19 protein-coding genes are annotated in these 21,102 nt (G+C 55.4%); 10 read left to right on the forward strand and 9 right to left on the reverse strand.

All coding sequences use genetic code 11. The annotated features are described in order from the left end of the window. Window positions 1–2 precede the first annotated feature (2 nt). The 4 genes from A6R74_RS07900 to A6R74_RS07915 form a co-directional block, all read right to left on the reverse strand. Complete coding sequence (locus A6R74_RS07900; RefSeq protein ID WP_064233986.1) at window positions 3–776, reverse strand: CoA-transferase subunit beta; 774 nt, start codon at window positions 774–776, stop codon at window positions 3–5. Then, window positions 776–1,594 (reverse strand): CoA transferase subunit A, encoded by an 819-nt coding sequence (locus tag A6R74_RS07905; RefSeq protein ID WP_064233987.1) that lies wholly within the window; start codon window positions 1,592–1,594, stop codon window positions 776–778. Before A6R74_RS07905 ends, A6R74_RS07900 begins: the two co-directional genes overlap by 1 nt. A 200-nt stretch (window positions 1,595–1,794) precedes the next feature. Then, window positions 1,795–3,123, reverse strand: a complete 1,329-nt coding sequence (locus A6R74_RS07910) for a class-II fumarase/aspartase family protein (protein WP_064233988.1) — start codon at window positions 3,121–3,123, stop codon at window positions 1,795–1,797. Between the two features lie 119 nt (window positions 3,124–3,242). After that, entirely contained in the window at window positions 3,243–3,926 is a 684-nt protein-coding gene (locus A6R74_RS07915) for a TetR/AcrR family transcriptional regulator (protein ID WP_064233989.1), read from the reverse strand. A 168-nt stretch (window positions 3,927–4,094) separates the two neighbouring features. Between A6R74_RS07915 and A6R74_RS07920 the strand changes: the two genes are divergently transcribed. From A6R74_RS07920 to A6R74_RS07950, 7 genes are all read left to right on the forward strand, one after another. Beyond that, the gene (locus A6R74_RS07920) at window positions 4,095–5,141 is read left to right on the forward strand and encodes a DctP family TRAP transporter solute-binding subunit (RefSeq protein ID WP_064233990.1); all 1,047 of its coding nucleotides are present in this window, start codon (window positions 4,095–4,097) and stop codon (window positions 5,139–5,141) included. 88 nt (window positions 5,142–5,229) lie between these two features. Then, a complete protein-coding gene (locus A6R74_RS07925) occupies window positions 5,230–5,727 on the forward strand; it encodes a TRAP transporter small permease (RefSeq protein ID WP_064233991.1) in 498 nt (165 codons plus the stop codon). Then, window positions 5,724–6,989 carry a TRAP transporter large permease gene (locus A6R74_RS07930; protein WP_064233992.1) on the forward strand — a complete coding sequence of 422 codons (1,266 nt, stop codon included), beginning with the start codon at window positions 5,724–5,726 and terminating at the stop codon, window positions 6,987–6,989. The genes A6R74_RS07925 and A6R74_RS07930 overlap by 4 nt, the downstream gene beginning before the upstream one ends. Window positions 6,990–7,017: 28 nt before the next feature. Then, a complete protein-coding gene (locus A6R74_RS07935; protein WP_064233993.1) occupies window positions 7,018–8,904 on the forward strand; it encodes a bifunctional sugar phosphate isomerase/epimerase/4-hydroxyphenylpyruvate dioxygenase family protein in 1,887 nt (628 codons plus the stop codon). After that, window positions 8,901–9,779 (forward strand): shikimate dehydrogenase family protein, encoded by an 879-nt coding sequence (locus A6R74_RS07940; RefSeq protein WP_082906624.1) that lies wholly within the window; start codon window positions 8,901–8,903, stop codon window positions 9,777–9,779. Before A6R74_RS07935 ends, A6R74_RS07940 begins: the two co-directional genes overlap by 4 nt. A gap of 156 nt (window positions 9,780–9,935) precedes the next feature. Further along, complete coding sequence (locus A6R74_RS07945; protein ID WP_064233994.1) at window positions 9,936–10,886, forward strand: AEC family transporter; 951 nt, start codon at window positions 9,936–9,938, stop codon at window positions 10,884–10,886. 51 nt (window positions 10,887–10,937) lie between these two features. Next, window positions 10,938–11,681, forward strand: coding sequence for an SDR family NAD(P)-dependent oxidoreductase (locus A6R74_RS07950; RefSeq protein WP_064233995.1), 744 nt, complete (start codon window positions 10,938–10,940; stop codon window positions 11,679–11,681). Window positions 11,682–11,691: 10 nt separating this feature from the next. Here A6R74_RS07950 and A6R74_RS07955 read toward each other — a convergent pair whose 3' ends face one another. The 5 genes from A6R74_RS07955 to A6R74_RS07975 all read right to left on the reverse strand — a co-directional run bounded on the left by A6R74_RS07955 (window position 11,692) and on the right by A6R74_RS07975 (window position 17,520). Next, complete coding sequence (locus A6R74_RS07955) at window positions 11,692–13,197, reverse strand: tripartite tricarboxylate transporter permease (RefSeq protein WP_064233996.1); 1,506 nt, start codon at window positions 13,195–13,197, stop codon at window positions 11,692–11,694. A 27-nt stretch (window positions 13,198–13,224) separates the two neighbouring features. Further along, window positions 13,225–13,731 (reverse strand): tripartite tricarboxylate transporter TctB family protein, encoded by a 507-nt coding sequence (locus A6R74_RS07960; protein WP_064233997.1) that lies wholly within the window; start codon window positions 13,729–13,731, stop codon window positions 13,225–13,227. A gap of 76 nt (window positions 13,732–13,807) precedes the next feature. Then, window positions 13,808–14,794, reverse strand: coding sequence for a Bug family tripartite tricarboxylate transporter substrate binding protein (locus A6R74_RS07965; RefSeq protein ID WP_064233998.1), 987 nt, complete (start codon window positions 14,792–14,794; stop codon window positions 13,808–13,810). 276 nt (window positions 14,795–15,070) lie between these two features. Next, on the reverse strand, window positions 15,071–15,529 hold the full coding sequence (aroQ, locus tag A6R74_RS07970; RefSeq protein ID WP_064233999.1) for a type II 3-dehydroquinate dehydratase: 459 nt from the start codon (window positions 15,527–15,529) through the stop codon (window positions 15,071–15,073). 146 nt (window positions 15,530–15,675) lie between these two features. Further along, window positions 15,676–17,520, reverse strand: coding sequence for a bifunctional sugar phosphate isomerase/epimerase/4-hydroxyphenylpyruvate dioxygenase family protein (locus tag A6R74_RS07975; RefSeq protein ID WP_064234000.1), 1,845 nt, complete (start codon window positions 17,518–17,520; stop codon window positions 15,676–15,678). A gap of 476 nt (window positions 17,521–17,996) precedes the next feature. Here A6R74_RS07975 and A6R74_RS07980 point away from each other — a divergent pair, with 476 nt between their 5' ends. The 3 genes from A6R74_RS07980 to A6R74_RS07990 are packed head-to-tail and all read left to right on the forward strand — an operon-like array spanning window position 17,997 to window position 21,057. After that, window positions 17,997–18,998 carry a tripartite tricarboxylate transporter substrate binding protein gene (locus tag A6R74_RS07980; protein WP_064234001.1) on the forward strand — a complete coding sequence of 334 codons (1,002 nt, stop codon included), beginning with the start codon at window positions 17,997–17,999 and terminating at the stop codon, window positions 18,996–18,998. 58 nt (window positions 18,999–19,056) lie between these two features. After that, window positions 19,057–19,533, forward strand: a complete 477-nt coding sequence (locus tag A6R74_RS07985) for a tripartite tricarboxylate transporter TctB family protein (RefSeq protein WP_064234002.1) — start codon at window positions 19,057–19,059, stop codon at window positions 19,531–19,533. A 21-nt stretch (window positions 19,534–19,554) separates the two neighbouring features. Continuing rightward, a complete protein-coding gene (locus A6R74_RS07990) occupies window positions 19,555–21,057 on the forward strand; it encodes a tripartite tricarboxylate transporter permease (protein WP_064234003.1) in 1,503 nt (500 codons plus the stop codon). Window positions 21,058–21,102: the final 45 nt, after the last annotated feature.

Consider the following 21,102-nt stretch of genomic DNA (forward strand, 5'->3'; position numbering starts at 1 on the left):
CCTTATTCGCCCGCGTGGGCCCGCTCGGTACGTGCCTTTAGCTCACGTAAAATCGTCAGCTCGTTTTCGCTGGGCTCGGGGGTACTCTCAAGCTGTTCGGCGAAGCGGATATCCCAACCGGTGGCTTCAATCACGTCCTCGCGACTAACGCCAGGGTGCAGCGATACCACCACCAGCTCTTTGGTCTCCGGGTCTGGCTTCATCACGCACAGGTCGGTGATTACCCGGGTGGGGCCTTTGCCGATATTAGGCACGTTATCGCGGCCTTTTCCGTCACGGCCAAAGCCCAGCGTGGTGACGAAATCAACGTCTTTTACAAACGCCCGCTTGGAGTGCTTTAAGGTGATAAATACTTCGCCGGCGTTGGTAGCAATTTCCGGCGCACCGCCGCCGCCAGGCAGGCGTACCTTTGGCGCTTTGTAATCGCCGATAAGCGTGGTGTTAAGGTTAGCAAAGCGGTCGATTTGCGCGGTGCCTAAAAAGCCCACGCTCACTTTGCCGCCTTGCAGCCAGTAGCGGAACATTTCTGGCACTGCCACGGTGGTCAGCGCTGATTCACACAGTTCGCCATCACCGATGGAGAGCGGCAGCGTATCGGGCTTGGTTTGCAGCGTGCCGGACTCATAAATCAGCACCACATCCGGGGCGTGAGTCAACCGTGCCAAGTTGGCGGCTTCCGAGGGCAGCCCGATGCCTACAAAGCAGGTCATGCCATTTTCCAGCGCCCGCGCAGCGGTGACCGACATCATTTCAGAAGAGGTATATTCCAGACTCATCAGGCTTGGCCTCCTGCATTAAAGACGTTGTCATCGAGCCACTGGGTGAAGATATCGCGGTCGCGAGCAATCGCATCCCACTCTTTATAAAAGCGATTGCTGCGGCCGTAGTAGCCGTGGGTGTAGGAAGGCAGCGCGCCTTTCTCCGCTACCGCAACGGCGCTGATGGCCCAGCTGGGAATCACGCAGGCGTTGGGGGTAGCCCCCAGGTCATCAACAATCTCTTCCACCGTGACAATACTGTGCTTGGCGGCGAGTACGGCTTCCTTCTGTACGCCAACGATGCCTTCTACCAGCACGTTGCCTTGGCGATCCGCACGCTGGGCGTGAATGATCGAGACATCCGGGCGCACCGATGGCACGGCGGCCAAGCGTTCACCGGTAAACGGGCACTCGATGAATTTAATTTGATCGTTAACGCTGGGCAGTTCGCTACCGATGTAGCCGCGAAAAACTGCCAGCGGCAGACCGGCAGCGCCCGCTTCAAAAGCGCAGGCCATGGCCGCGTGGCTATGCTCAAGAATCTCGATTTTGCACGGCCAGCCTTTCTCCACCGCGTCGCGCAAGCGATGCAACGAGCCTACGCCAGGATTACCGCCCCAAGAAAAGATGACTTTTTTTGCGCAGCCCGCGCCAATCATTTGATCGTAGATGATATCCGGGGTCATGCGGATCAGCGTCAGGTCACGCTTTTTCTGGCGGATCACTTCGTGCCCGGCGGCAAATGGAATCAGGTGGGTAAAGCCTTCCATGGCCACGGTAGCGCCGTCTTGGACGTAGCGCGCTACCGCGTCATGCAAGCTGAGAAACTCGGCCATGATGGGTGCCTCTTAGCGGGTCGTTGGCGTATTTGTTAGTGAGCTGCTGCAAGTTGTTCGTTTGGCGAACATAGATCCTCTATACGAACAATCTACTGCTGAACGCTAATGGGGTCAAACCCAACGGCGACCGTCTAATGACCCTGCCGTACCCGACTTTCACTCCAGAGCTAAACGTAACGCTTTGTTTTTAAATGTTCTTATTGCGCTTCTAACCATTTTTTGGCGCGTATGACTTGGGCTGCGCTGCTACCAAGGTATAAAGCAGGGTCGCAGGCATTGCGCAACGCTTCATCATCTACGCCCCCTTTCACATCAGGGTGGTCGGCAAGCACGGCTGAGTAAGAGCGTGATTCACGACGCGCAACTTCTGCCGCTTCCGCGCTAACCGCTTTGGCTTTCTCCACGCCTAGCGTAGGCGCCAGCAAACGTGCGACGGGCTCGGCCATAATGCCGCCGCCGGTAGCTGCCAGATTTCGCCACATGTTGTCGGGGTAGACCTCTAGCCCTTCCAAAAGCACGGCCACTTGCTCTAGCGCCCCCTCTACCAGCAGAGCGCTCTCCATTAACGGCGCCCACTCCGCGTGCCATTCACCCAACCCGCGTTCAAGGGGCTGGGCAGCAGCGTTGATCAACACACTGGTATGACCATGCACTTGCCGCGCCGCGCCACGAATCAGCGCGCTGCGTACCGGGTTACGCTTATGCGGCATGGAGGAGGACTCGCCCATCCCCGGCGCCGAAGGTTCCGCCACTTCGCCGACTTCGGTTTGTGTTAGCAGCGACACATCCAGGGCGATTTTTTCAGTGGCCCCGGCTACCGCATCTAATGCCGTGCCAAGGGCATGGATCGGGTAGCGGTCGGTATGCCAGGGCAGCACCGGCACCGCCAAGCCGAGTCGCTCGGCCAAAGCGTCCATCCACTCAAGCCCCTGCGTGTCCCAGCCCGAGTGCACGCCCACCGCGCCACCAAACTGAACGGGCAGTTCCACCTCAACCAAGTGGCGGCGGCTCTGCTCCAAGCCGATTGCCCAGTGGGCCACCTTAACCCCAAAGGTGATCGGCAGCGCCTGCTGCATCAGCGTACGCCCCACCATCGGCGTGTCGATATGGGCATCCATAAGCGCTAACGCCGCCGTTCGGCAGCGCATCAGCAATTTATCTAACGCCGCTAAGCGTGGTTTCAGCAGCAGCATCAGCGCGGAGTCGACCACGTCCTGGCTGGTTGCCCCCTGGTGCCAGTAACGCTTGATGTAATCGGCGAGCACCGCGCGGCTCTGCTTTACAAACGGAATCGCCACATTGCCACCGCTGGCAATACCCGCCGCGATCTCTTCGCTATTGAATTCCGCATTCTCCAACTGTTCGCGCATTTGCTGGCTAACGCCATCAGGCACCGCGCCGCTGGCTTCCTGAACTTCAGCCAAGGCCAACTCAAAGGCCAGCATGGCACGCACCATGGCGTCATCGTCACACTCGGCGATGGCGCGCTGGCTCATAAAGGGGTGTTTTAAAAATGCGGCGGGCATGGGCGTTACGCCTCCTATTAACGTTGTTCAGAACCAGCTCAACAGTTCACAAAGGTACGATTAAGAACAGAAGTGTACAGTTGTTCGCCATTCGAACCATACGCTAAATAGGTCGGTACTTACGACTGCGAGAGCGTGGCGTCGGTGCCCACGTAGCGCAGTACCATCTCGGTAACATGATCTTCCAGTTTGCGCTGGTTCTCAGGTGCGGCTTGCTGCCAATCAAAAATCCGCGAAAAGGTGTGCTGGTTTGAGACATTGAAAAATGACAGCGCGCTAATCAGCCAGTGCAACTCCCGTGGATCTAAGCCTTCACGAAAACAGCCGGCCTCTAGACCACGGGCATAGACATTGGTTAGCGCATCAATCACCCCCGCATTGAGCGATTGAATTAACTCTGACTGCGCCAAAAAGCGGCCATGATGAATATTTTCGATCATTACCAAGCGAATAAAGTCAGGGTTTTTGGCGTGATGGCAGAAGGTAAACCGCACTAGTCGGCTAAGCGCTTCAAGCGGGGCCAGATGGTCAAGATCCAGCTCGGCCTCCTGAAGGCGCACTTTCTGGTAGGCGGCTTCCAGGGTGTGTAGGTAGAGCGTCTCTTTATCATTAAAGTAGTAGTAAATCATACGCTTGGAGGCGCGGGTTTTCTCGGCGATCTCATCGATCCGGGCCCCAGAGAGGCCTTTTTCGGAGAATTCGCGGGTGGCCACCGCAAGAATATCAGCGCGCACGGATTCGGGGTCATTTTTACGCCGTCGCGGCGCGGCAGGGGGGCTGGCCTTAGTCGAAGAGAGTGTCATAGAGCATGCCTTTTATTGTCGTGGTCGTCTTTGGTCTAGTATGCCACAGCTTGACTGAACGTACCATTTCGTACATTGTTGATTATGACAGGATGGAACGGCTAAACACGCCACTGATTTAGGCTTTTCCAAACCTTATAACAACGACCCAACAAGAGGACAACAACAATGTCTTTGACCCCTGTGTTTACAAAATCTGTGTCTATAAAGAAACGCGCCCTAACGGCGGCCCTTGCTACGGTTACGCTGGTTGCCGCTGCTAGTGCCTCCGCCCAAACGCTGCGCTTTGCCCACGTTGATCCTGATGACTGGACCACCTCGAAAAAAGGTGCGGCCGGTCAAGTGTTCAAAAACCTGGTGGAAGCCGAAACGGATCTTACCGTGGAGCTCTACCCTGCTGGCGCGCTAGGCGGTGAAACCGAGCTGATTGAAGGCGCCCAGGATGGCACCATCAGCATTGCGATGGTCTCCGGTGCCTATGCCAACTTCTGCCCGGCGGTCGCCGTGACGGATATCCCTTACACCTTCCCGTCAGCTCCCGTTGCTTGGCAAGTAATGGACGGCGAATTCGGCACTGCATTGGCTGAACACTGCTTGCAGGAAACCGGCCTACGCACACTGGCCTACGGCGAAACCGGCTTTCGCCACTTCACCAACTCTGTGCGCCCGATTCACTCGCCGGAGGATATGCAAGGGCTGAAGTTCCGCGTACAGACCATTCCGCTCTACCTGGAAATGGTCAGCGCTTTGGGTGGCGAACCCCAGGGTATCGCCTGGGGTGAAGTGCCCACGGCGCTTGCTACTGGCGTTGTCGATGGCCAAGAGAACCCTATCTCGGTGATCTACGGCAATAATTTCTATGAGTTTCAGGATTATTTGACCCTGGATCGCCACGTTTACGGCGTCGATCACCTGCTGATTAACGACGAGATCTTTCAGTCGCTAAGCGAGGAGGAGCAAGCCGCGGTGAAACGTGCCGCTGTGGTCGCTGGCACCACTGGCCGTGCCATCCAGCAGTTCAACTCAGCCGAGGGGATCACCAAACTGGCAGCCGAGGGCATGGAGATCACCCAGCCTACCGCTGAACAGATGGAAGCCTTCCGCGAAGCGGCCCAGCCGCCGGTTCAGGCGTACCTGACCGAAGAACTTGGCGATGACGCGGAGTGGATCGAGCGTCTCTCTTCCGCCGTGGAAGAAGCATCCGCACGCTTCTAAACCCCGCCTGATCAAAGCGCTTTGCGAGTGGGCCTTGGGTGGCTCACTCGCGACCCTGCGTGCCTGACTATCGATTGAAGGTGCTCTTATGTCTCATCTTCTCGCCCGGCTACACCGCGGCCTGATCCTGTTCAATGGCAGCTTGGCAGGGCTTGCCATGGTGCTGATTTTCCTGCTGGTCGCGGGCAATGCCTTTGCCCGCTACACCTACGGCGGCTCCATTACCTGGGGAGAAGACACCGCCATCTATTTAATGATTTACGGCCTGATGTTCGGCATGTCTTGGGCGTACCTGCAGGACAAGCACATCGGCTTTGACCTTATTCGACGCCTGCTGCCGCCGCGCTGGGTGCGCTGGCAGGCCGTTGCTGTCGATTTGATGGTACTGGTGATCGGCATCGGCTTAATACTGTCGGCGGTTGAGTTTATCGCCGCGCGTGGTGGGCGCACCTCATCAAGCACGGGAATGCCGATGTGGCTGTTTCAAGCCTCCATGCTGATTGGCGGCGGGTTGCTCAGCCTCTCTGCACTGGTGATGGCGGGCCTGCGCCTGAGCACCCAGCAGGGTGAGGAGACATCAGCATGATTTTTATACTGCTTATCGCCCTTATTCTGCTTGGGGTGCCGTTTGCCTTTGCCATTCTCGGTTCGCTGACAGTGCTGATGAGCACTGGCGATTTGCCCTACCACATCCGTATAGTCTCGCAGCAGTTTTTTGGCGGCATGGAATCCTTCCCGTTGCTGGCCATACCGCTGTTTATTTTGGCGGGCGAGCTGATGAACGAAGCGGGTATTACTCACCGAATTATTAACTTGGCCACCGCCATTGTCGGCCGCCTGAAAGCCGGGCTGGCGCACGTGAATATCTGGGCGTCGGTGATTTTTGCCGGCCTCTCTGGTTCGGCGATTGCCGACACCTCTGCGCTTGGACGGGTGTTTATACCGTCAATGGAAAAAGAGGGCTACCCACGCGACTTTGCCGCTGCGCTCACCGCGGCCTCATCGGTGATTGGGCCGATTATTCCGCCAAGTATTCCGGTGATTATCTACGCGCTCACCGTGTCTGGCGTATCGGTACCGGGGCTATTTTTGGCCGGTATCGTGCCGGGTTTTTTGCTGGCGCTGGGGCTTTCCATCTACGTCTACTTTTTCGCCGGAGACCTGGGCGCTACCCAGTCAAGGCAGCAGTCGCGCCGCCATGCGCTCCTCCACGGCCTGCTGCCCGCGCTGATGCCGGTGTTTGTGGTCGGCGCGATTCTCGCCGGTATCGTCACGCCCACCGAGGCGGCGGCTTTTGCCGTGGTCTACGCGCTGATTCTGGGCGTGGTGCTCTACCGCAATATCAAACTGGTGAACCTGCCCGGCATCTTCGCCCGCGCCATGCGCGATAGCGCAGTGATTATGGTCATCATGGGCGCTGTCTCCGCCGCCAACTGGGTGCTGACGTTCGAGCGCGTGCCCAACATGCTCACCGAGTGGGCACTGATGAGTATCGATACCCAGTGGACCTTCCTGATCGCCGTGATTCTGCTACTGCTGGTGGTGGGGCTGTTCCTGGAAGGCATCGCGGCCATTTTGGTGCTGGTGCCGATTCTTCACCCCATTGCCATGGCGCTGGGTATCGACCCGCTGCACTTCGGTATCGTGGTGATTTTCAACCTGATGATGGGGCTAATCACACCGCCCATGGGGCTCTGCCTGTTTGTCGCCGACTCCGTCTCCGGGGTGGGAATGGGGCCGATTATCCGCCGCATTTTACCGATGCTGGGCGTGCAGTTTTTGATCCTGCTGCTGATTACCTTCGTACCGGCGCTGGTCACCTTCCTGCCGCGCCTGGCGGGTTACTGATATTACTCAAAGTAAGGAGCGTGATGCCATGTACTCATCCATTGCCACGGTTTGCCTAAGCGGCTCGCTGGAAGAGAAGGTAAACGCCATCGCCCAAGCGGGTTTTGAAGGGCTTGAGCTGTTTGAAAACGACTTAACCGCGTTCACCGGCACGCCGCGGGAAGCGGGCGAGCTGATTCGCGCCCGCGGACTTAAGCTGGTCACGCTCCAGCCGTTTCGCGATTTCGAAGGCCTGCAGGGGCGCGCCCGGGAACGGGCGTTCGACCGCGCCGAGCACAAGTTTGACCTCATGGAGGAGCTCGGCACGGACTTGCTCATGGCCTGCAGCACCGTTCACCCCGACTCACTGCCGGGTTTAAGCCGCGCCGCCGATGACTTCTATGAGCTAGGTGAGCGTGCCGCACGACGCAATCTGCGCGTGGCCTATGAGGCGCTGGCCTGGGGCCGCCATATTCACGACTATCGGGACAGCTGGGAAGTGGTGCGCCGCGCTGCCCATCCCAATGTCGGCCTGGTGCTGGATACCTTCCATATCTTCTCCCGCCAGACGGAGCTAGGCACCATTGGCCGCATTCCGGGGGATCGCATCTTTCTGGTACAGACCGCCGATGCGCCGCGCCTCTCTATGGATCACCTGTCGTGGAGCCGCCATTACCGCTGTTTCCCTGGCCAGGGCGAGCTGCAGATGGATAAATTCATGGCCATGTTGGACGAGACCCGTTACGACGGCCCGCTCTCCCACGAGATCTTTAACGATGTGTTCCGCATGGGCCACAGCGACCAGACTGCTCGCGACGGGCTGCGTTCCTACCACTTGCTGTGCAGCATGCAGGGCGACAGCGGCATTCCCTCGCCCCAGCCGATCGAGTCGGTCGCCTTTCTGGAGATTGCCGTTGAGCCCGACGATTTAGCACCGCTGCGCGAGTTGCTAAGCGCACTCGGCATGGCCTGCGTGGGGCGCCACCATACGCTTAACGCCGAACGTTGGGCGGCGGGCGACGTTAACCTGGTGCTCAACACCGAGGCGCACTTCACTGGCCGAGTACCGGGCCGCGATGCCACGGCCATCACCGCCATTGGCCTGCGTGTGGGCAACGCCTATGAAGCGTTCAAGCGCGCAGATAAGCTGGGCTACGACATTGTCGAGCCCGAAGAGGTGGGCGCCAGCCACCGCATGAGCGCACTGCGCAATGTGGACGGCAGCCTCTCCTATATCATTGACGACTCGCAACTTAGCCGTACCTGGGATCGTGAGTTCACTGTGGATGTTCAGCCCGTTCCCCAGAGCGCGCTGGTGGATATCGACCATATCAGCGTGGCGCTCTCCTACCACGACTACCTCTCGCTGATGCTGCAGTACCGCGCTATTTTTCAGTTGGAGCCAACGCCTTCCTTCGATGTCACCGACCCCCGCGGGCTGATCCAGAGCCAGGTGCTACAAAACTACAACGGTCGCTTCCGCCTGGCGCTTAACGCCAGCGCCTCGCCGGATACCGCCAGCAACCGCTTTGTGCGCCAATACGGCGGCTCGGGAGTTCACCATGTCGCCCTGCGCACCAACGCCATGCGCGACACCAGCGCAGCGCTGCAGCAGGCGGGCACGCCGGTACTGCCGATTCCCGGCAACTACTACCGCGACCTGGCCGCACGCGTTGACCTACCTGCACAAACCCAAGCGTGGATGCAGGCGCACCACATCCTCTTTGACCAAGACAGCCATGGGGACTTCTATCAGCTGTATACCCAGCCCGGCCGCCAGGCGTTCTTCTTTGAGCTGGTGCAGCGTGATGGCTACCAAGGGCTAGGCGCGCCGAATGCCTTTGTGCGCGTCACCGCGCAGCAGCGCCTGGAGGCAGAAATTGATGGCATGGATCAAAAAACGTCAAAGCACCCCACAGGAGGAAGCCAAGCATGATTAAACTCGGTCTGGTAGGAGAAGGCATTGCCAAGTCGCAATCACCGGATTTACACGAACGCCTGGGCGCTTCGTTGGGCGAGCCGGTACGCTACGATTTAGTCGACAGCCTGGGCGTGTCAGATTTTGACTTTCCCAACGCCATACAAAAGCTGCGTAGCGAGGGCTACCGGGGAACCAACGTTACGTTCCCTTTCAAAGAAAAAGCCGCCCAGCTGGCTGATATTCGTGGCGAAGGCGTGCGACGGGTAGGCACCGCCAATACGCTGCTGTTTGACGCTGACGGCCTGCGTGCGGAAAACACCGATTACACCGGTTTTATCAGCGCCTACCGCCACTCCTTCGGTAGCCAGCCTGCGGGGGAGGTGCTATTGATTGGCGCCGGTGGCGTGGGCCGCGCAGTGGCATGTGCACTGGGTGAACTCAATGTCAGTTGCCTGCATATTCTTGAACGTGACGCCACGCGGGCAGAAAACCTTAGCCGGGATCTTAACGCCATGGGTATTAGCGCGGCGTGCGTCACCCCGGAACAGGCGCAAAGAGAGCTTCCCAAGTGGCAGGGCGTGGTCAACTGCTCACCCATCGGCCACATCAATCACCCCGGTTGCCCAATTGATACTACCGGGCTTAGCGATCAGCACTGGGTCTTTGATGCGGTCTATATCCCCGCTCACACCGAGCTGTTAAACGCCGCTCAACGGGCGGGCGCCAAAACGCTTTCGGGGGTTGATCTGTTTGTGTTTCAGGGCGTGGATGCGTTTCGCTTTTTCAGCGCGGATCGTATCGCCCCTGAGCAGATCGACCCGCATGTGATACCGCTGCGTACCCACTACATAGAACAGCTCGTCGCGCCGTCTGCTCACTCCGAACCATAAAGTTCGGGCCATAAAGCTGGTCATGAAGTTCTGGTCAAGAGGTTCTGGCCAAGAAGCTCGAGCGATGCAGCGCGGGTAGTGAAGCGCTGAACAAATAACGTACAATTATTCGTTATTCGAACACTACTATTTCCTTTGGGCGCTAAAGAGGCCGATATGCTTGCCATTCTTGCCATTACCACGCCTATATTTCTGCTGATTGGCGCGGGTTATCTCGCAAGATGGAGCGGCATTATCCAGCGCGAGCAGGTGCAGGGGGTGGGGGTATTCGTGCTCTACTGTGCGCTGCCCGCGCTAGTGATTCGTGCGTTAACCCAGCAGCCTCTGGAAGAAATTCTCAAGCTCAACTACCTGGTAGCTTACGGCCTGGGCTCTATCGTCGTGTTCAGTGGGGGGTTACTGCTGTGCTTAAAACGACAGCGCCAGCCCCTTAACGCCAGTGCCATGCAGGCACTCGGTATGGCTGCGGCCAACAGCGGCTTTGTCGGCTACCCAGTGGCAGCCATGGTCATTGGCTCCCCTGCGGCGGTGCTCTTGGCGCTGAATATGGTGATTGAAAACCTGCTTATTATTCCCGCCGCACTGATTTTAGCTGAGCTGGGCAGCCATCAAGGTTCCAGCGTATGGAAGACGGTCAAACACACAGCGCTTAGCCTAATCAAAAATCCCGTGCTGATTGGCTTACTGGTCGGCATTAGCCTGGCGATATCCCATATACAAATACCTGGCCCGCTGTTTAAAGCCATTGATATGCTGGCCGATGCAGCAGGGCCAGCGGCACTGTTCGTGATTGGCGGGACGCTGTTTGGCCTGCAGGTAAAAGGCATGGCCAGGGACGTTGGTCAAATAGTGGTCGGCAAACTCCTCATTCACCCGTTGGCTATTTTCATCGCCTTTTATTTTGTCCCCGGTATCGATCCCCTTTATATGGCCGGTGCGCTGCTGTTTGCTGCCGCACCGTTGATCAGCATTTACCCTCTGCTCGGCCAACGCTATGGCTTAGACGGGGTGAGCGCGGCCGCCCTGCTGGTGGCGACAATCGCTTCGTTCTTTACGCTTAGCCTGATAATTTGGTTGATGACGCTATCAGGACTCATAACGTTCTAACGTTTGAGATTATACAAAAACAACGATTGATTGCCGCCAAGGACAACAAAAATGCCTCAACACCCTGGACAAAACAAAACGTCTCAGCAGCACTGCGCCGTGGTGACCGGTGGCGCCAGAAACATCGGCCAAGCCATTGCCCTGCGTCTCCAGCACGAGGGTTACCACGTTATCGTGGTGGATATCGTTGAGCCGGAGGCAGAGTCTTTGCGAGCAGACGCCGTTCTGGTCGACCTGGCCGATGCCGATGCCACTCGCCGGGTGATGGCGGAAATCGCTGCGCGCCATAGGGTGACCCGGCTGATCAATAACGTGGGCATTGTCGCCCCGGCGCTGCTTGAAGAAACGCAGATTGAAGACTTCGATAGATTAATGCACCTGAACGTACGTTCGGCGCTGATATGCACGCAGGCACTGCTGCCTTCAATGAAAGCAGCCGGCATGGGGCGCATCGTCATCAATGCCAGTCGCGTAGTACTCGGCAAAGAGGCGCGCACCATTTACAGCGCCACAAAAGGCGCGCTGCAATCCATGGCTCGCACCTGGGCATTAGAGCTGGCGGAACATGGCATTACGGTGAACTGCGTTGCCCCAGGGCCCATCGCTACCAGTGCCTTCTGGGAGAATAATCCCCCCGATTCTGAGCGCGCCCGCCGCATCATCGATAATATTCCGTTAAAGCGCATGGGCCAGCCCGAAGACGTGGCCCAGGCTGTCAGTTTTTTCTGCGACGAACGTAGCAGTTTCATTACTGGCCAGACGTTGTTTGTCTGCGGAGGAGTGACGGTCGGTTAGGCCGGGCAACTCACGTTTGGTGTGATTCGTCAGTACTATTACGCGTGCCACGTCGGGACGCGGCAAAGCGATAGATTGCCAGACCGATGGAGCCCACCGTCAGCACGATGAAGACCCAGGTGATAGGCCCACGCACGAAGATCGACAAGTCGTTGGAGCCGATGAGCAGAGAACGACGCAGGTTGTCTTCGAACATCGGCCCCAGAATGAAACCGATCAGAAACGGCGCTGCGGGTATGGCGGTACGATTGAAGATGTATCCCAAAACCCCAAAAGCCAACATCAGCCCCACGTCGAAAGTGGCGTTATTGACTGCATAAGCGCCGTAGACACAGAACATCAAGACAATGGGAAAGAGGATTGACTTGGGGATATCAGCAATTAACGAGAAGTACTTGATGGCAACGTTACCCACCACCAACAGGATGACCGAACTGCACATAATACCCAGGAACAGTGCATAGATCAGCGACAGATTTTCCTGGAACATAAGCGGGCCAGGGGTTAAGCCATGCACCATAAAAGCACCCAGGATAATGGCGGTGATGACATCCCCAGGAATCCCTAGCGATAACAGCGGAATTAATGTCGCCCCGGCAACGCCATTGTTACCGGCCTCCGCCGCGGCCACCCCTTCTACCTCGCCCTTGCCGAAATTGGCTTTGTTGGGAGAGCGCCTGCGTGCATCGCTGTAGGAAATGAACGCTGCCGCCGTCGCTCCAGTGCCAGGAATAGCGCCAATAATGACGCCAATTAAGCTGCCCCGCACAATGCTTTTCATGCAACGTTTTAGCTCAGAGAAGGCCAAACCAGCACCACTCGCCTTAGCCTTAATATGAGGAATGGCTTTCTTACGATAAAACTCGATAATCTCTGGAATAGCAAAAAGCCCAATCAACAGGGGAATAAAGGAGATGCTGTCCATTAAGTTGTAGTTGCCGAAGGTAAGCCGCTGTGAACCGAAGACCTCATCCAGCCCTACCATGGATAACAAAATACCTAGCAGCGCTGCCATCAAGCCCTTGATCATAGAGCCGCTGGCCAGAGAGATGATAATGGTGAGAGAAAAACAGATCAGCCAGAAAAATTCTGGCGCACCGAAGTTCAGCGCAATTTTGGCCAAGTAGGCGGCAAAAAAGATCAGCGCAATGTTGGAGATAAAATCGGCAATGACCGACGAGTAAAGCGCAGCCTTTAGTGCTTTTTTGGCATGCCCCTGCTGGGCCATTGGATAGCCGTCTAGCAAAGTACAGGCCGAAGCGGGTGAGCCCGGGGTTCTGATTAGAATCGCGGTAATCGAGCCGCCGTACATCCCCCCTTTATAGATACCTACTAGCAGCAGGATAGCCGCCACCGGCTGCATAGAGAAAGTGAAGGGGAGTGCCAATGCCACCGCCATGGTGGCGGTTAAACCGGGGATGGAACCAACCACCACGCCGATAACCACGCCTACGGCTATGGCCAGAAAGTTGTCCAGACTAAAGAATATGCCAACGACTTCCGAAAAGTTTTCCATAGGGCACCCAGAAAAATAAGTAGCGAATCAGAAACCGAGCGGCATTATCGGTAGTGGCACGTTCATTACTTCTACGAATAAGAGCGCCACGATAATAGGAAACAGAAATGCCAGGCTATATACCCACCAAGTGCGTACCGGGTGCGCTACGAAAAGAACTAATGTTGCCAAAATGCCGCAGAACACGGCGCCCATCGCCTCAAACAAGGCAACATATATCACCAGCGACAGCACCATTAGCACGAAACGCCGCGTGGAGCCTTTCTCAATCGCTCTCTCATCCTCCTCGGTTTTCCCTTCCAAAATGAAGGCCTGAAGAATGAGCAGAATCGAAAACAGCAGGATCAGCCAGCCGATGATCGCTGGCAGCCAGCGCGGCGACATCATTGGGTTTTGTAGGATCGGCGGTTCGTTTATATAGTTAGGCACCAGATAAAAGACCAACACGATGGCAAACCCCAGCAAGACGATGCCGGTGATGAGGTCGCTAGTATCTTTTACTTTTACTCTGCGCTTGGAACCCGAAGGTGTCATCGCGGCCTTCTCCTGGGAAACAAGAGAGGCGAGGGTAGCAGCCCTCGCCTCAGTGTTAGGACGGAAGACTACTTAGTTACTGGCTAATGCCAGCCTGCTGTGCAACGCCTTCCCAACGCTCGACTTCATCGGCAATGAACTGCTTGAACTCTTCGCCAGACACCTGACCCGGTTCCGCGCCCAGTTGATCAGCAAAGTCCAAAAACTCCTCACGTTCCATCACTTTAGCAAGGGCGTCCTGCATAACGCTTTGCGCTTCTTCAGGGAAAGAGCTGTGTGCCACCAGGCCAAACCATGCCGTCGTGACGAACTGGTCAAGGTTATACTCGCCCACTTCCGACAGTGTGGGCACATCCGGCAGGTACTCTGACCGCTCAGCGGAGGTAACCGCCAGAGCGCGCAAATCACCCGAGCGAATATGAGAAAGGACGGTCGGCATGTTCTCGAAAGAGACATCGACATCGCCGCCTAATAGCGCAGGAAGAGCCGCACCGCTGCCGGCAAAAGGCACTGCCGTCATGTTGGTTTCAGTCAGCGTCTTAAATAACTCACCGGACATATGGATGGAGCTGCCCACGCCACTGTGGCTGAACGTCATGTTCTCTTCTTTTGCCGCTTCAACAAACTCAATCACACTTTCATAAGGGCTATCGGCGGGAACCACCATGACATTGGGGATATCGATCATGTTTTGCAGGAAGACAAAATCCTCAACCGGATCATAGCCCAGGTCAGGATAGATGGCAGCGCCAATGGTGTGCCCTGGAGACGCCATCAAAATAGTGTGATCGACACCGCGGCCACCTCGAGCGAGACGACCGGTGCCCACAGTAGAACCCGCCCCCGGGCGGTTCTCCACAACCACGTTAGCATCAAGCTCTTGCTGAAGAAGATCCGCGACGCGGCGGGACAAAACATCCGTGGTGCCACCTGGGGCATAGGGGACGACAAGACGAATATCGTCAGTAGGCCACTCATTGGCACTGGCAGAGGAGACGGTAAGACCAAGCGCTAGGGCACTTCCGCAGGCAGCCAGACATGTTGCGCTAAGGAGTTTATTCATTGTTATCTTCCTGTGTATTGCATTATTTTTATGTTCGCATTTCGTACATCTATTCGTATTACATACAGCGAGGTTACTCTTTTACTTTAGTCACAAAAAACACGACTTTAGTATAAATTATTGAAACTAAAGTGTATTTAACTTAGTAAGATAATTAGCAAACTCTGCTTCATAAATCAGAATTAGCAAATATTCATAGAGGGCGCAGCAAAATTCTCACCGCTAACCAGCTTCCAGCTACGCCATAACAACTTTCCCCGCTATTGAAATCTCACCTTATGCAGTACTCGCCGAAAGCATGGATAACATAATTGCGTCCAAAGCCGCCTGATAGCCTTGAGTTCCCAGTCCGGCAATAACGCCATCGGCACGCAGCGACACATAGGAGTGATGGCGGAAGCTTTCCCGCTTGTGCACATTGGAAATGTGCACTTCGATGACCTTACCTTCAAAGGCATTCAGCGCATCCAGAATGGCCACCGAGGTGTGGGTATAGGCAGCGGGATTGATAATAATCGCCTGGGTGCCATCCAGCCGCGCCGCATGAATGGCGTCAATCAGCGCGCCTTCGTGGTTGCTCTGCAGGCAGTTTAGCTCCCAGTCAGCCATCACGGCTTTTTCCCGCAGCGCGTTATTGACGTCTTCCAGGGTCTCGTAGCCATAAATCTCCGGCTGCCGAGTGCCGAGCAGATTCAAATTAGGGCCATGCAGCACTAACACTTTACCTTGGCTCATATAGCATTTTCCTTGAGCAGTTCACGATGGTCGAGGGCAAAATAGCGTGGCTGGCTGCTGTTCAGCCGCCTCGCGCTTGGCTTTATCTTTACAGAACCGCTTGCGGGCGTCGACGCCTTGAGGCACAAATAGGCTAACACCGCGAATTAGCGCTGCGCGGCCTGAGCGGCCAAGCGAATGCCCGCGTTTGCGGCGCCAAACTGCTGATAGGCGCCACGCCGCTCAACGATTTCGAAGAAAAATCGGCCCGAGAAAGTTTCCGTATAGGCGTGAAAGAAGTCGCCTTCGTCGTTGCGGTCAAACAGAATATTGCGTTTACGCATTGCCTCTAACAGCTCCTCTTCCAGCCCGTAGCGCGCTTCAAGATCGTCGTAGTAATTCTGCGGAATCTTCAGCAGCGGCAACCCCCGCGCTTGGAGTTCATCCACCGTGGCGAAGATATCGTGGCTCTCAAAGGCGATCTGCTGCACGCCACCGCGAAACTCGCTCAGAAAACGCCCTGGCTGGGTATCCTGGGCCTGTGAAACCGTCAGCGGGATGCGAATAGTCTGCTCAGGGCTAATCACTGCTTGGCTGATCATCATGCCTCTTGGGTCGATAATCTCGTTCTCCGCAGCCGCATTGAAACCAAATACGGTGCGATGAAACAGTTGCCAGCTGAGTAGCTGTGTCGCAGGGAGTACGTAAGAGAGGTGATCTACCCGGGTAAGGCCTGCCTCATTGCGGCTCTCTTGGTCAAACAGCTCAAAATCGGTTCGCCACTGCAAGTCTTCAGCGGCCTGGTCATCCACTAGGTACACAAGGCTGCCTTCGATACCCCGCAGCGCTGAGATTTCCATCTCGTCTTCGCCCACCTGGCCACGGAATGTCTGTGCCTTAAAGGCTTTTGCACGGGCCAGCCCGCGCTCAACGTCATCAACACGGAAACCTACCGCACACACCGAGGTACCGTGAAGCAGCCGGAAAGTATGGGCAAAGCTATCCGTTTCAAAATTGAGCACCAGGTGAATTTCGCCCTGCTTCCAGAGTTCGACATTTTTGGAGCGATGGCGGCCCACATGGCGAAAGCCCAGTGCATCGATAAACTCGCCCAGCGGCGCGGCGCTCTCTTCTTCAAGGGTAAACTCAATAAAATGAATGCCGTTATAGCTGGGTGCCGGGGGAATAGGGCTTGCCCAGGGGCCATCCTCAATGAGGTTTTCGAGCAGAATGAGCGAGCGAAGACCATCCATAGCGGTAATTTCAGTTGGCGCAGCGCGGAAGGCGTCGCTAAAAATTTCCAGCGACAGCGGGCCGTCGTAACCGGTTTTGGCGAGTTCAGCCATAAAGGCTTTCAGCGCAAGGCGCCCCTGGCCGGGGAAGCAGCGGAAATGGCGACTCCACTGCAGTACATCCATATCAAGTAGCGGCGCATCGGCCACCTGGACGAAGAAGATTTTTTGTTTAGGGATTTTGCCGATGGCAGAGAGGTCATGACCGCGGGAGAGAATATGAAAGCTATCGAGCACTATGCCCAAATTAGCGTGATCGACTCGGCGCACGGCTTCCCAGGCATCGCGGTAGTCTGAGATATGCCGCCCCCAGGCCAAGGCTTCAAACCCCACCCTAATATTACGCTTTGCTGCCAGTTCGGCAAGCTCGCGCAAATCGGCCACTACGCGATCCATATCGTCGACGGCCTGGGGGGATACATTGCTACACACCAGAAAAAAATCCGTGCCTAGCTGCTCCATCAGTTCGAACTTACGCTCGGCACGCTTTAGATTGCGGCTGCGCTGAGGTTCCGGCATTGCTTCAAAATCGCGAAACGGTTGAAAGGCAACAATCGTTAGCCCAAGTCGCTCACACAGAGCACGCACTTCCTGGGGTGAGCCATCGAAGGAGAGTAGGTCATTTTCAAAGATTTCTACGCCATCAAATCCGGCACGGGCGATGGCTTCCAGCTTAGTCCGCAGGTCTCCGCTTAGACAAACAGTGGCAATGGCGCGCATAGCCTCCTCCCAGGTAGTGCATTCAAGCGAATGTGCTTTAGCACTACGACGCTATTATGTGTCGCTATGGCTGAGCCAATGGCTTCCCGTACAAACGACCATTGTTCGCATAACGTTCGTTAGTTCGCATTATGCCCGATAGGGTGGGGTGTCTGGCAACCAGTACCCAACTGCCAACATTGGATTAGTCATAAACTTTTACTATACGTAATAGAAATTTATTGTTAATAGAAATATTGTGAATAGAAACAACGCTTAATACATTCACAATTCTATTGCTACCGGCTAAACAAGCATGTTTCACATTAAGCTGAATAGGCCATCGCAATATTAAACCTTGGTCTTATACGAAGGTTTGTTGATTGACAGCCGCCATGCCGGCCTCTAGTGTTCGCCTTAAGTACTTAAGTTCGTAAGGCGAACGAATATCGCCATTAAGCAGCACTAATATAATAATTCGTTGGAGGATAAGCATAATGACTAAGCCACTTTTCACCCAGTTGGCTATCGCCATCGGCTCCTTGGCCGTCGCGGGTAGCGCCCTCGCCGATTACCCTGAGCGTAATATCCAAGGCACCATCCAGTGGGGAGCCGGGGGCGCTACCGATAACGTGGTACGCAGCCTAACCCCCCACGTGGAAGAGGTTCTGGATACCACGATTGTTCTCACCAACCGCCCTGGCGGTACCGGCGTTATTGGCATGAACCATGTCATGCGCCAGCGCCCTGACGGCTATAACCTGCTATTTGGTGCAGAGAACCCTCAGCTATACCCACTGATGGGCTTAGCCGATTTCACCTACGATGATATGTACCCTATCAATATTATCGGCCAGGGTCGGGTTGTTATCGCGACCCATCCTAATAGCCCCTTCGATACTTTTGCGGAGCTGCTTGAGTACGCCCACGAAAACCCCGACGAGCTCAAAATGGGCGGAACGGGTGCCGGTGGCTTGCCCAGTACGATTCACGCAATGATCAACTCTGTCGACGATCTTAATGTGCGTACAGTGACCTTCGGCGGCGATGGCCCAGGCGTTACAGCCCTGCTGGGTGAACATATCGACTTTATGCCGCTAAGTCTTTCCGCGGTGGCCGAACAGATCCGTGCTGGCCGCCTGAAGGGCCTGGCCGTGCTGGGTAGCGAAGAGCTGGAAGACCTGCCGGACGTTCCACCGATTACCGATGCGCTTCCCGGACTCGATTCATTCTTGCCCTGGGGGCCGTTCTGGGGTGTCTTTGTGCATGAAGATACACCCGATGACGTTAAAGCCACCTTGGAAGATGCTTACGAGCAGGCCGTTGCCAGCGATGGTTTCCAAGAATTCCTGACTAATTTTGGTGGCGAATCGCTCAACCTAAACGGCGAAGAAGCGCAGCAATACCTGGATAACTGGCAATCCGTCACAGCGTGGTCAATGTTCGAAGCGGATGCGGTCGAGAAATCCCCTGAAGAGCTGGGTATTCCACGCCCCTAACGCTATCTTCCTATGACTTAGGGGGCAGGCTAATCACCTGTCCCCTTGGAGTCTCTGTATGACTAAAAAAATCGAGCGCGTTCGTGCGGGTGAAAAAGTATTCGACTGGCTGCTGTTGCTGTTTAGTGCCGGCGTTCTCTACGAGGCTTATCGTATCGATAATGGAGTGCAGCTAAATTCAGCTGGCTCTTTTCCTGTCGGTCTAGCCTTGATAATGCTGGTCTCCTCAATAGCGATTCTTTTCAGCCATCGACGCAAGCAGCGAGATCCCCAAATTCGCAGCGCTAGCCAAGAGTTTAAAGTGTTTTTACATGAACATTTTAAAACGCATATTGTGGTGTTCTCGATAGTATCGATGCTCTATTTAGTCGCTATCGTATGGACAAGCTTCTATATAAGTACCTTTATCTTTTTAGCCGCTATGTTCATTTATTATCGTCAAGGAAAAATCATTAGCTCTTTAGTGATTGCCTCTCTCGCCATTGCGATAATTTATATGCTTTTCACGATAGTGTTTCGTGTCTATCTTCCTTGATTATGAACCCCGAGGCATCCAATGAGTGATACCTTCTCCTATCTGCTCATGGCTTGGCTTGATCCAGGTCTATTGGGCTTGACTGCCCTTGGCGTTATTGCCGGTATTTACATCGGCGCTATTCCCGGCCTCTCGGTTACGATGGCCGTCTCCATTCTGATTTCCTTTACGTTTTCCTGGGAGATTAATAACGCGCTAGCGCTGATGGTGGGCATTTACGTTGGTGGCGTTTACGGCGGTTCGCGCACCGCTATCTTACTCAATATTCCTGGTGCCCCATCAGCGGTCACTACCGCCTTTGACGGCTACCCGTTAGCCCAAAAAGGGGAAGCGGGTAAAGCAATTGGTCTAAGTACCGTAATGTCAGTAATCGGTGGTTTGATCGGTGTTGTTGTACTCGCTGCTACGGCACCACACCTTGCCGACCTTGCACTTAAGTTTGCACCCCGCGACTACTTTTTAATCGCTGCCATGGGCTTGCTATTGGTCAGCTCGCTGTCGGGTAAATCACTGGCACGCGGTATTTTCTCTGTCGCCCTGGGTGCCACCATTGGCTTGGTCGGCATGGACATGGTCACCGCCCAGCCACGCCTCACCATGGGCAGTATGGAGCTGCTGGGCGGGATTCATTACGTCGTCGTCATGATCGGCCTGTTTGGGGTCGCGGAAGCATTTTACCAGCTGCACAATATGGCCAAAGTGCCCGTTAAACAGAACGTTGACAAGATCGTTCCGCCTCTTAATATGGTGCTCAAGTTTTTACCGCTCTCTTTACGCACCTCTATTATCGGCGTCGTGGTTGGCGCACTGCCGGGCACCGGCGGCGATATTGCGTCACTGTTTGCCTATGATCACGCCAAGCGCACCGTTAAAAACCCTGAAGTGCCTTTTGGCGAAGGTGCGTATGAAGGGCTTGTGGCACCTGAAACCGCCAATAACGCCGCGGTGGGTGGCGCTTACGTGCCTATGCTTACCCTGGGCATGCCAGGCGACGCGGTCACCGCCGTTATTATCGGTGCCCTGGTTATTCATGGCCTGAACCCAGGCCCGATGCTGATGATCGAGACGCCGTATATCTTTTGGTTTACGGTCGGCAACTTGGCATTGGCCAATATTTTTCTGCTCATCTTTGGACTAACCGGTATTAAGCTTTTCTCAAAAATTGTTGAAGTGCCAAAAGCGATTATGATCCCGCTGATATTGGTGCTGTGTGTGGTGGGTACCTACTCGCTTAACAGCAGCATGACAGAAGTTTATTGGATGCTAGGCTTTGGCATTTTGGGCTACTGGTTGAAGATGTTCGGTTTTCAGATGGGCCCGATTATTCTTGGTGTTATCCTTGGCCCGCTGCTGGATCAGTCATACCGTCAGGCCATGTCATCGGTCGGCGACAGCAGTGTCGACTTCCTGCTTGCGCTGGTAATCAACCCGCTGTCATTAGTGCTTACCTCGGTAATCGTGCTGGTTTTACTGGGCAACACTCCCCTCAAAGGTTGGTTATATTCACGCTTCAAACGTAGCTAACGTTCGTATAACGGCACTTACCGTCCAGGTATAGTGCCGTTTTTG

It is taken from the genome of Halomonas sp. ALS9 (assembly GCF_001651035.1).
Taxonomy (GTDB): Bacteria; Pseudomonadota; Gammaproteobacteria; order Pseudomonadales; family Halomonadaceae; genus Vreelandella.

Bases quoted from the DNA above. Each gene is read 5' to 3' on its own strand.
- A6R74_RS07900 (WP_064233986.1), bottom strand. From the start codon at position 776: ATGAGTCTGGAATATACCTCTTCTGAAATGATGTCGGTCACCGCTGCG.
- A6R74_RS07905 (WP_064233987.1), bottom strand. From the start codon at position 1,594: ATGGCCGAGTTTCTCAGCTTGCATGACGCGGTAGCGCGCTACGTCCAA.
- A6R74_RS07910 (WP_064233988.1), bottom strand. From the start codon at position 3,123: ATGCCCGCCGCATTTTTAAAACACCCCTTTATGAGCCAGCGCGCCATC.
- A6R74_RS07915 (WP_064233989.1), bottom strand. From the start codon at position 3,926: ATGACACTCTCTTCGACTAAGGCCAGCCCCCCTGCCGCGCCGCGACGG.
- A6R74_RS07920 (WP_064233990.1), top strand. From the start codon at position 4,095: ATGTCTTTGACCCCTGTGTTTACAAAATCTGTGTCTATAAAGAAACGC.
- A6R74_RS07925 (WP_064233991.1), top strand. From the start codon at position 5,230: ATGTCTCATCTTCTCGCCCGGCTACACCGCGGCCTGATCCTGTTCAAT.
- A6R74_RS07930 (WP_064233992.1), top strand. From the start codon at position 5,724: ATGATTTTTATACTGCTTATCGCCCTTATTCTGCTTGGGGTGCCGTTT.
- A6R74_RS07935 (WP_064233993.1), top strand. From the start codon at position 7,018: ATGTACTCATCCATTGCCACGGTTTGCCTAAGCGGCTCGCTGGAAGAG.
- A6R74_RS07940 (WP_082906624.1), top strand. From the start codon at position 8,901: ATGATTAAACTCGGTCTGGTAGGAGAAGGCATTGCCAAGTCGCAATCA.
- A6R74_RS07945 (WP_064233994.1), top strand. From the start codon at position 9,936: ATGCTTGCCATTCTTGCCATTACCACGCCTATATTTCTGCTGATTGGC.
- A6R74_RS07950 (WP_064233995.1), top strand. From the start codon at position 10,938: ATGCCTCAACACCCTGGACAAAACAAAACGTCTCAGCAGCACTGCGCC.
- A6R74_RS07955 (WP_064233996.1), bottom strand. From the start codon at position 13,197: ATGGAAAACTTTTCGGAAGTCGTTGGCATATTCTTTAGTCTGGACAAC.
- A6R74_RS07960 (WP_064233997.1), bottom strand. From the start codon at position 13,731: ATGACACCTTCGGGTTCCAAGCGCAGAGTAAAAGTAAAAGATACTAGC.
- A6R74_RS07965 (WP_064233998.1), bottom strand. From the start codon at position 14,794: ATGAATAAACTCCTTAGCGCAACATGTCTGGCTGCCTGCGGAAGTGCC.
- aroQ (WP_064233999.1), bottom strand. From the start codon at position 15,529: ATGAGCCAAGGTAAAGTGTTAGTGCTGCATGGCCCTAATTTGAATCTG.
- A6R74_RS07975 (WP_064234000.1), bottom strand. From the start codon at position 17,520: ATGCGCGCCATTGCCACTGTTTGTCTAAGCGGAGACCTGCGGACTAAG.
- A6R74_RS07980 (WP_064234001.1), top strand. From the start codon at position 17,997: ATGACTAAGCCACTTTTCACCCAGTTGGCTATCGCCATCGGCTCCTTG.
- A6R74_RS07985 (WP_064234002.1), top strand. From the start codon at position 19,057: ATGACTAAAAAAATCGAGCGCGTTCGTGCGGGTGAAAAAGTATTCGAC.
- A6R74_RS07990 (WP_064234003.1), top strand. From the start codon at position 19,555: ATGAGTGATACCTTCTCCTATCTGCTCATGGCTTGGCTTGATCCAGGT.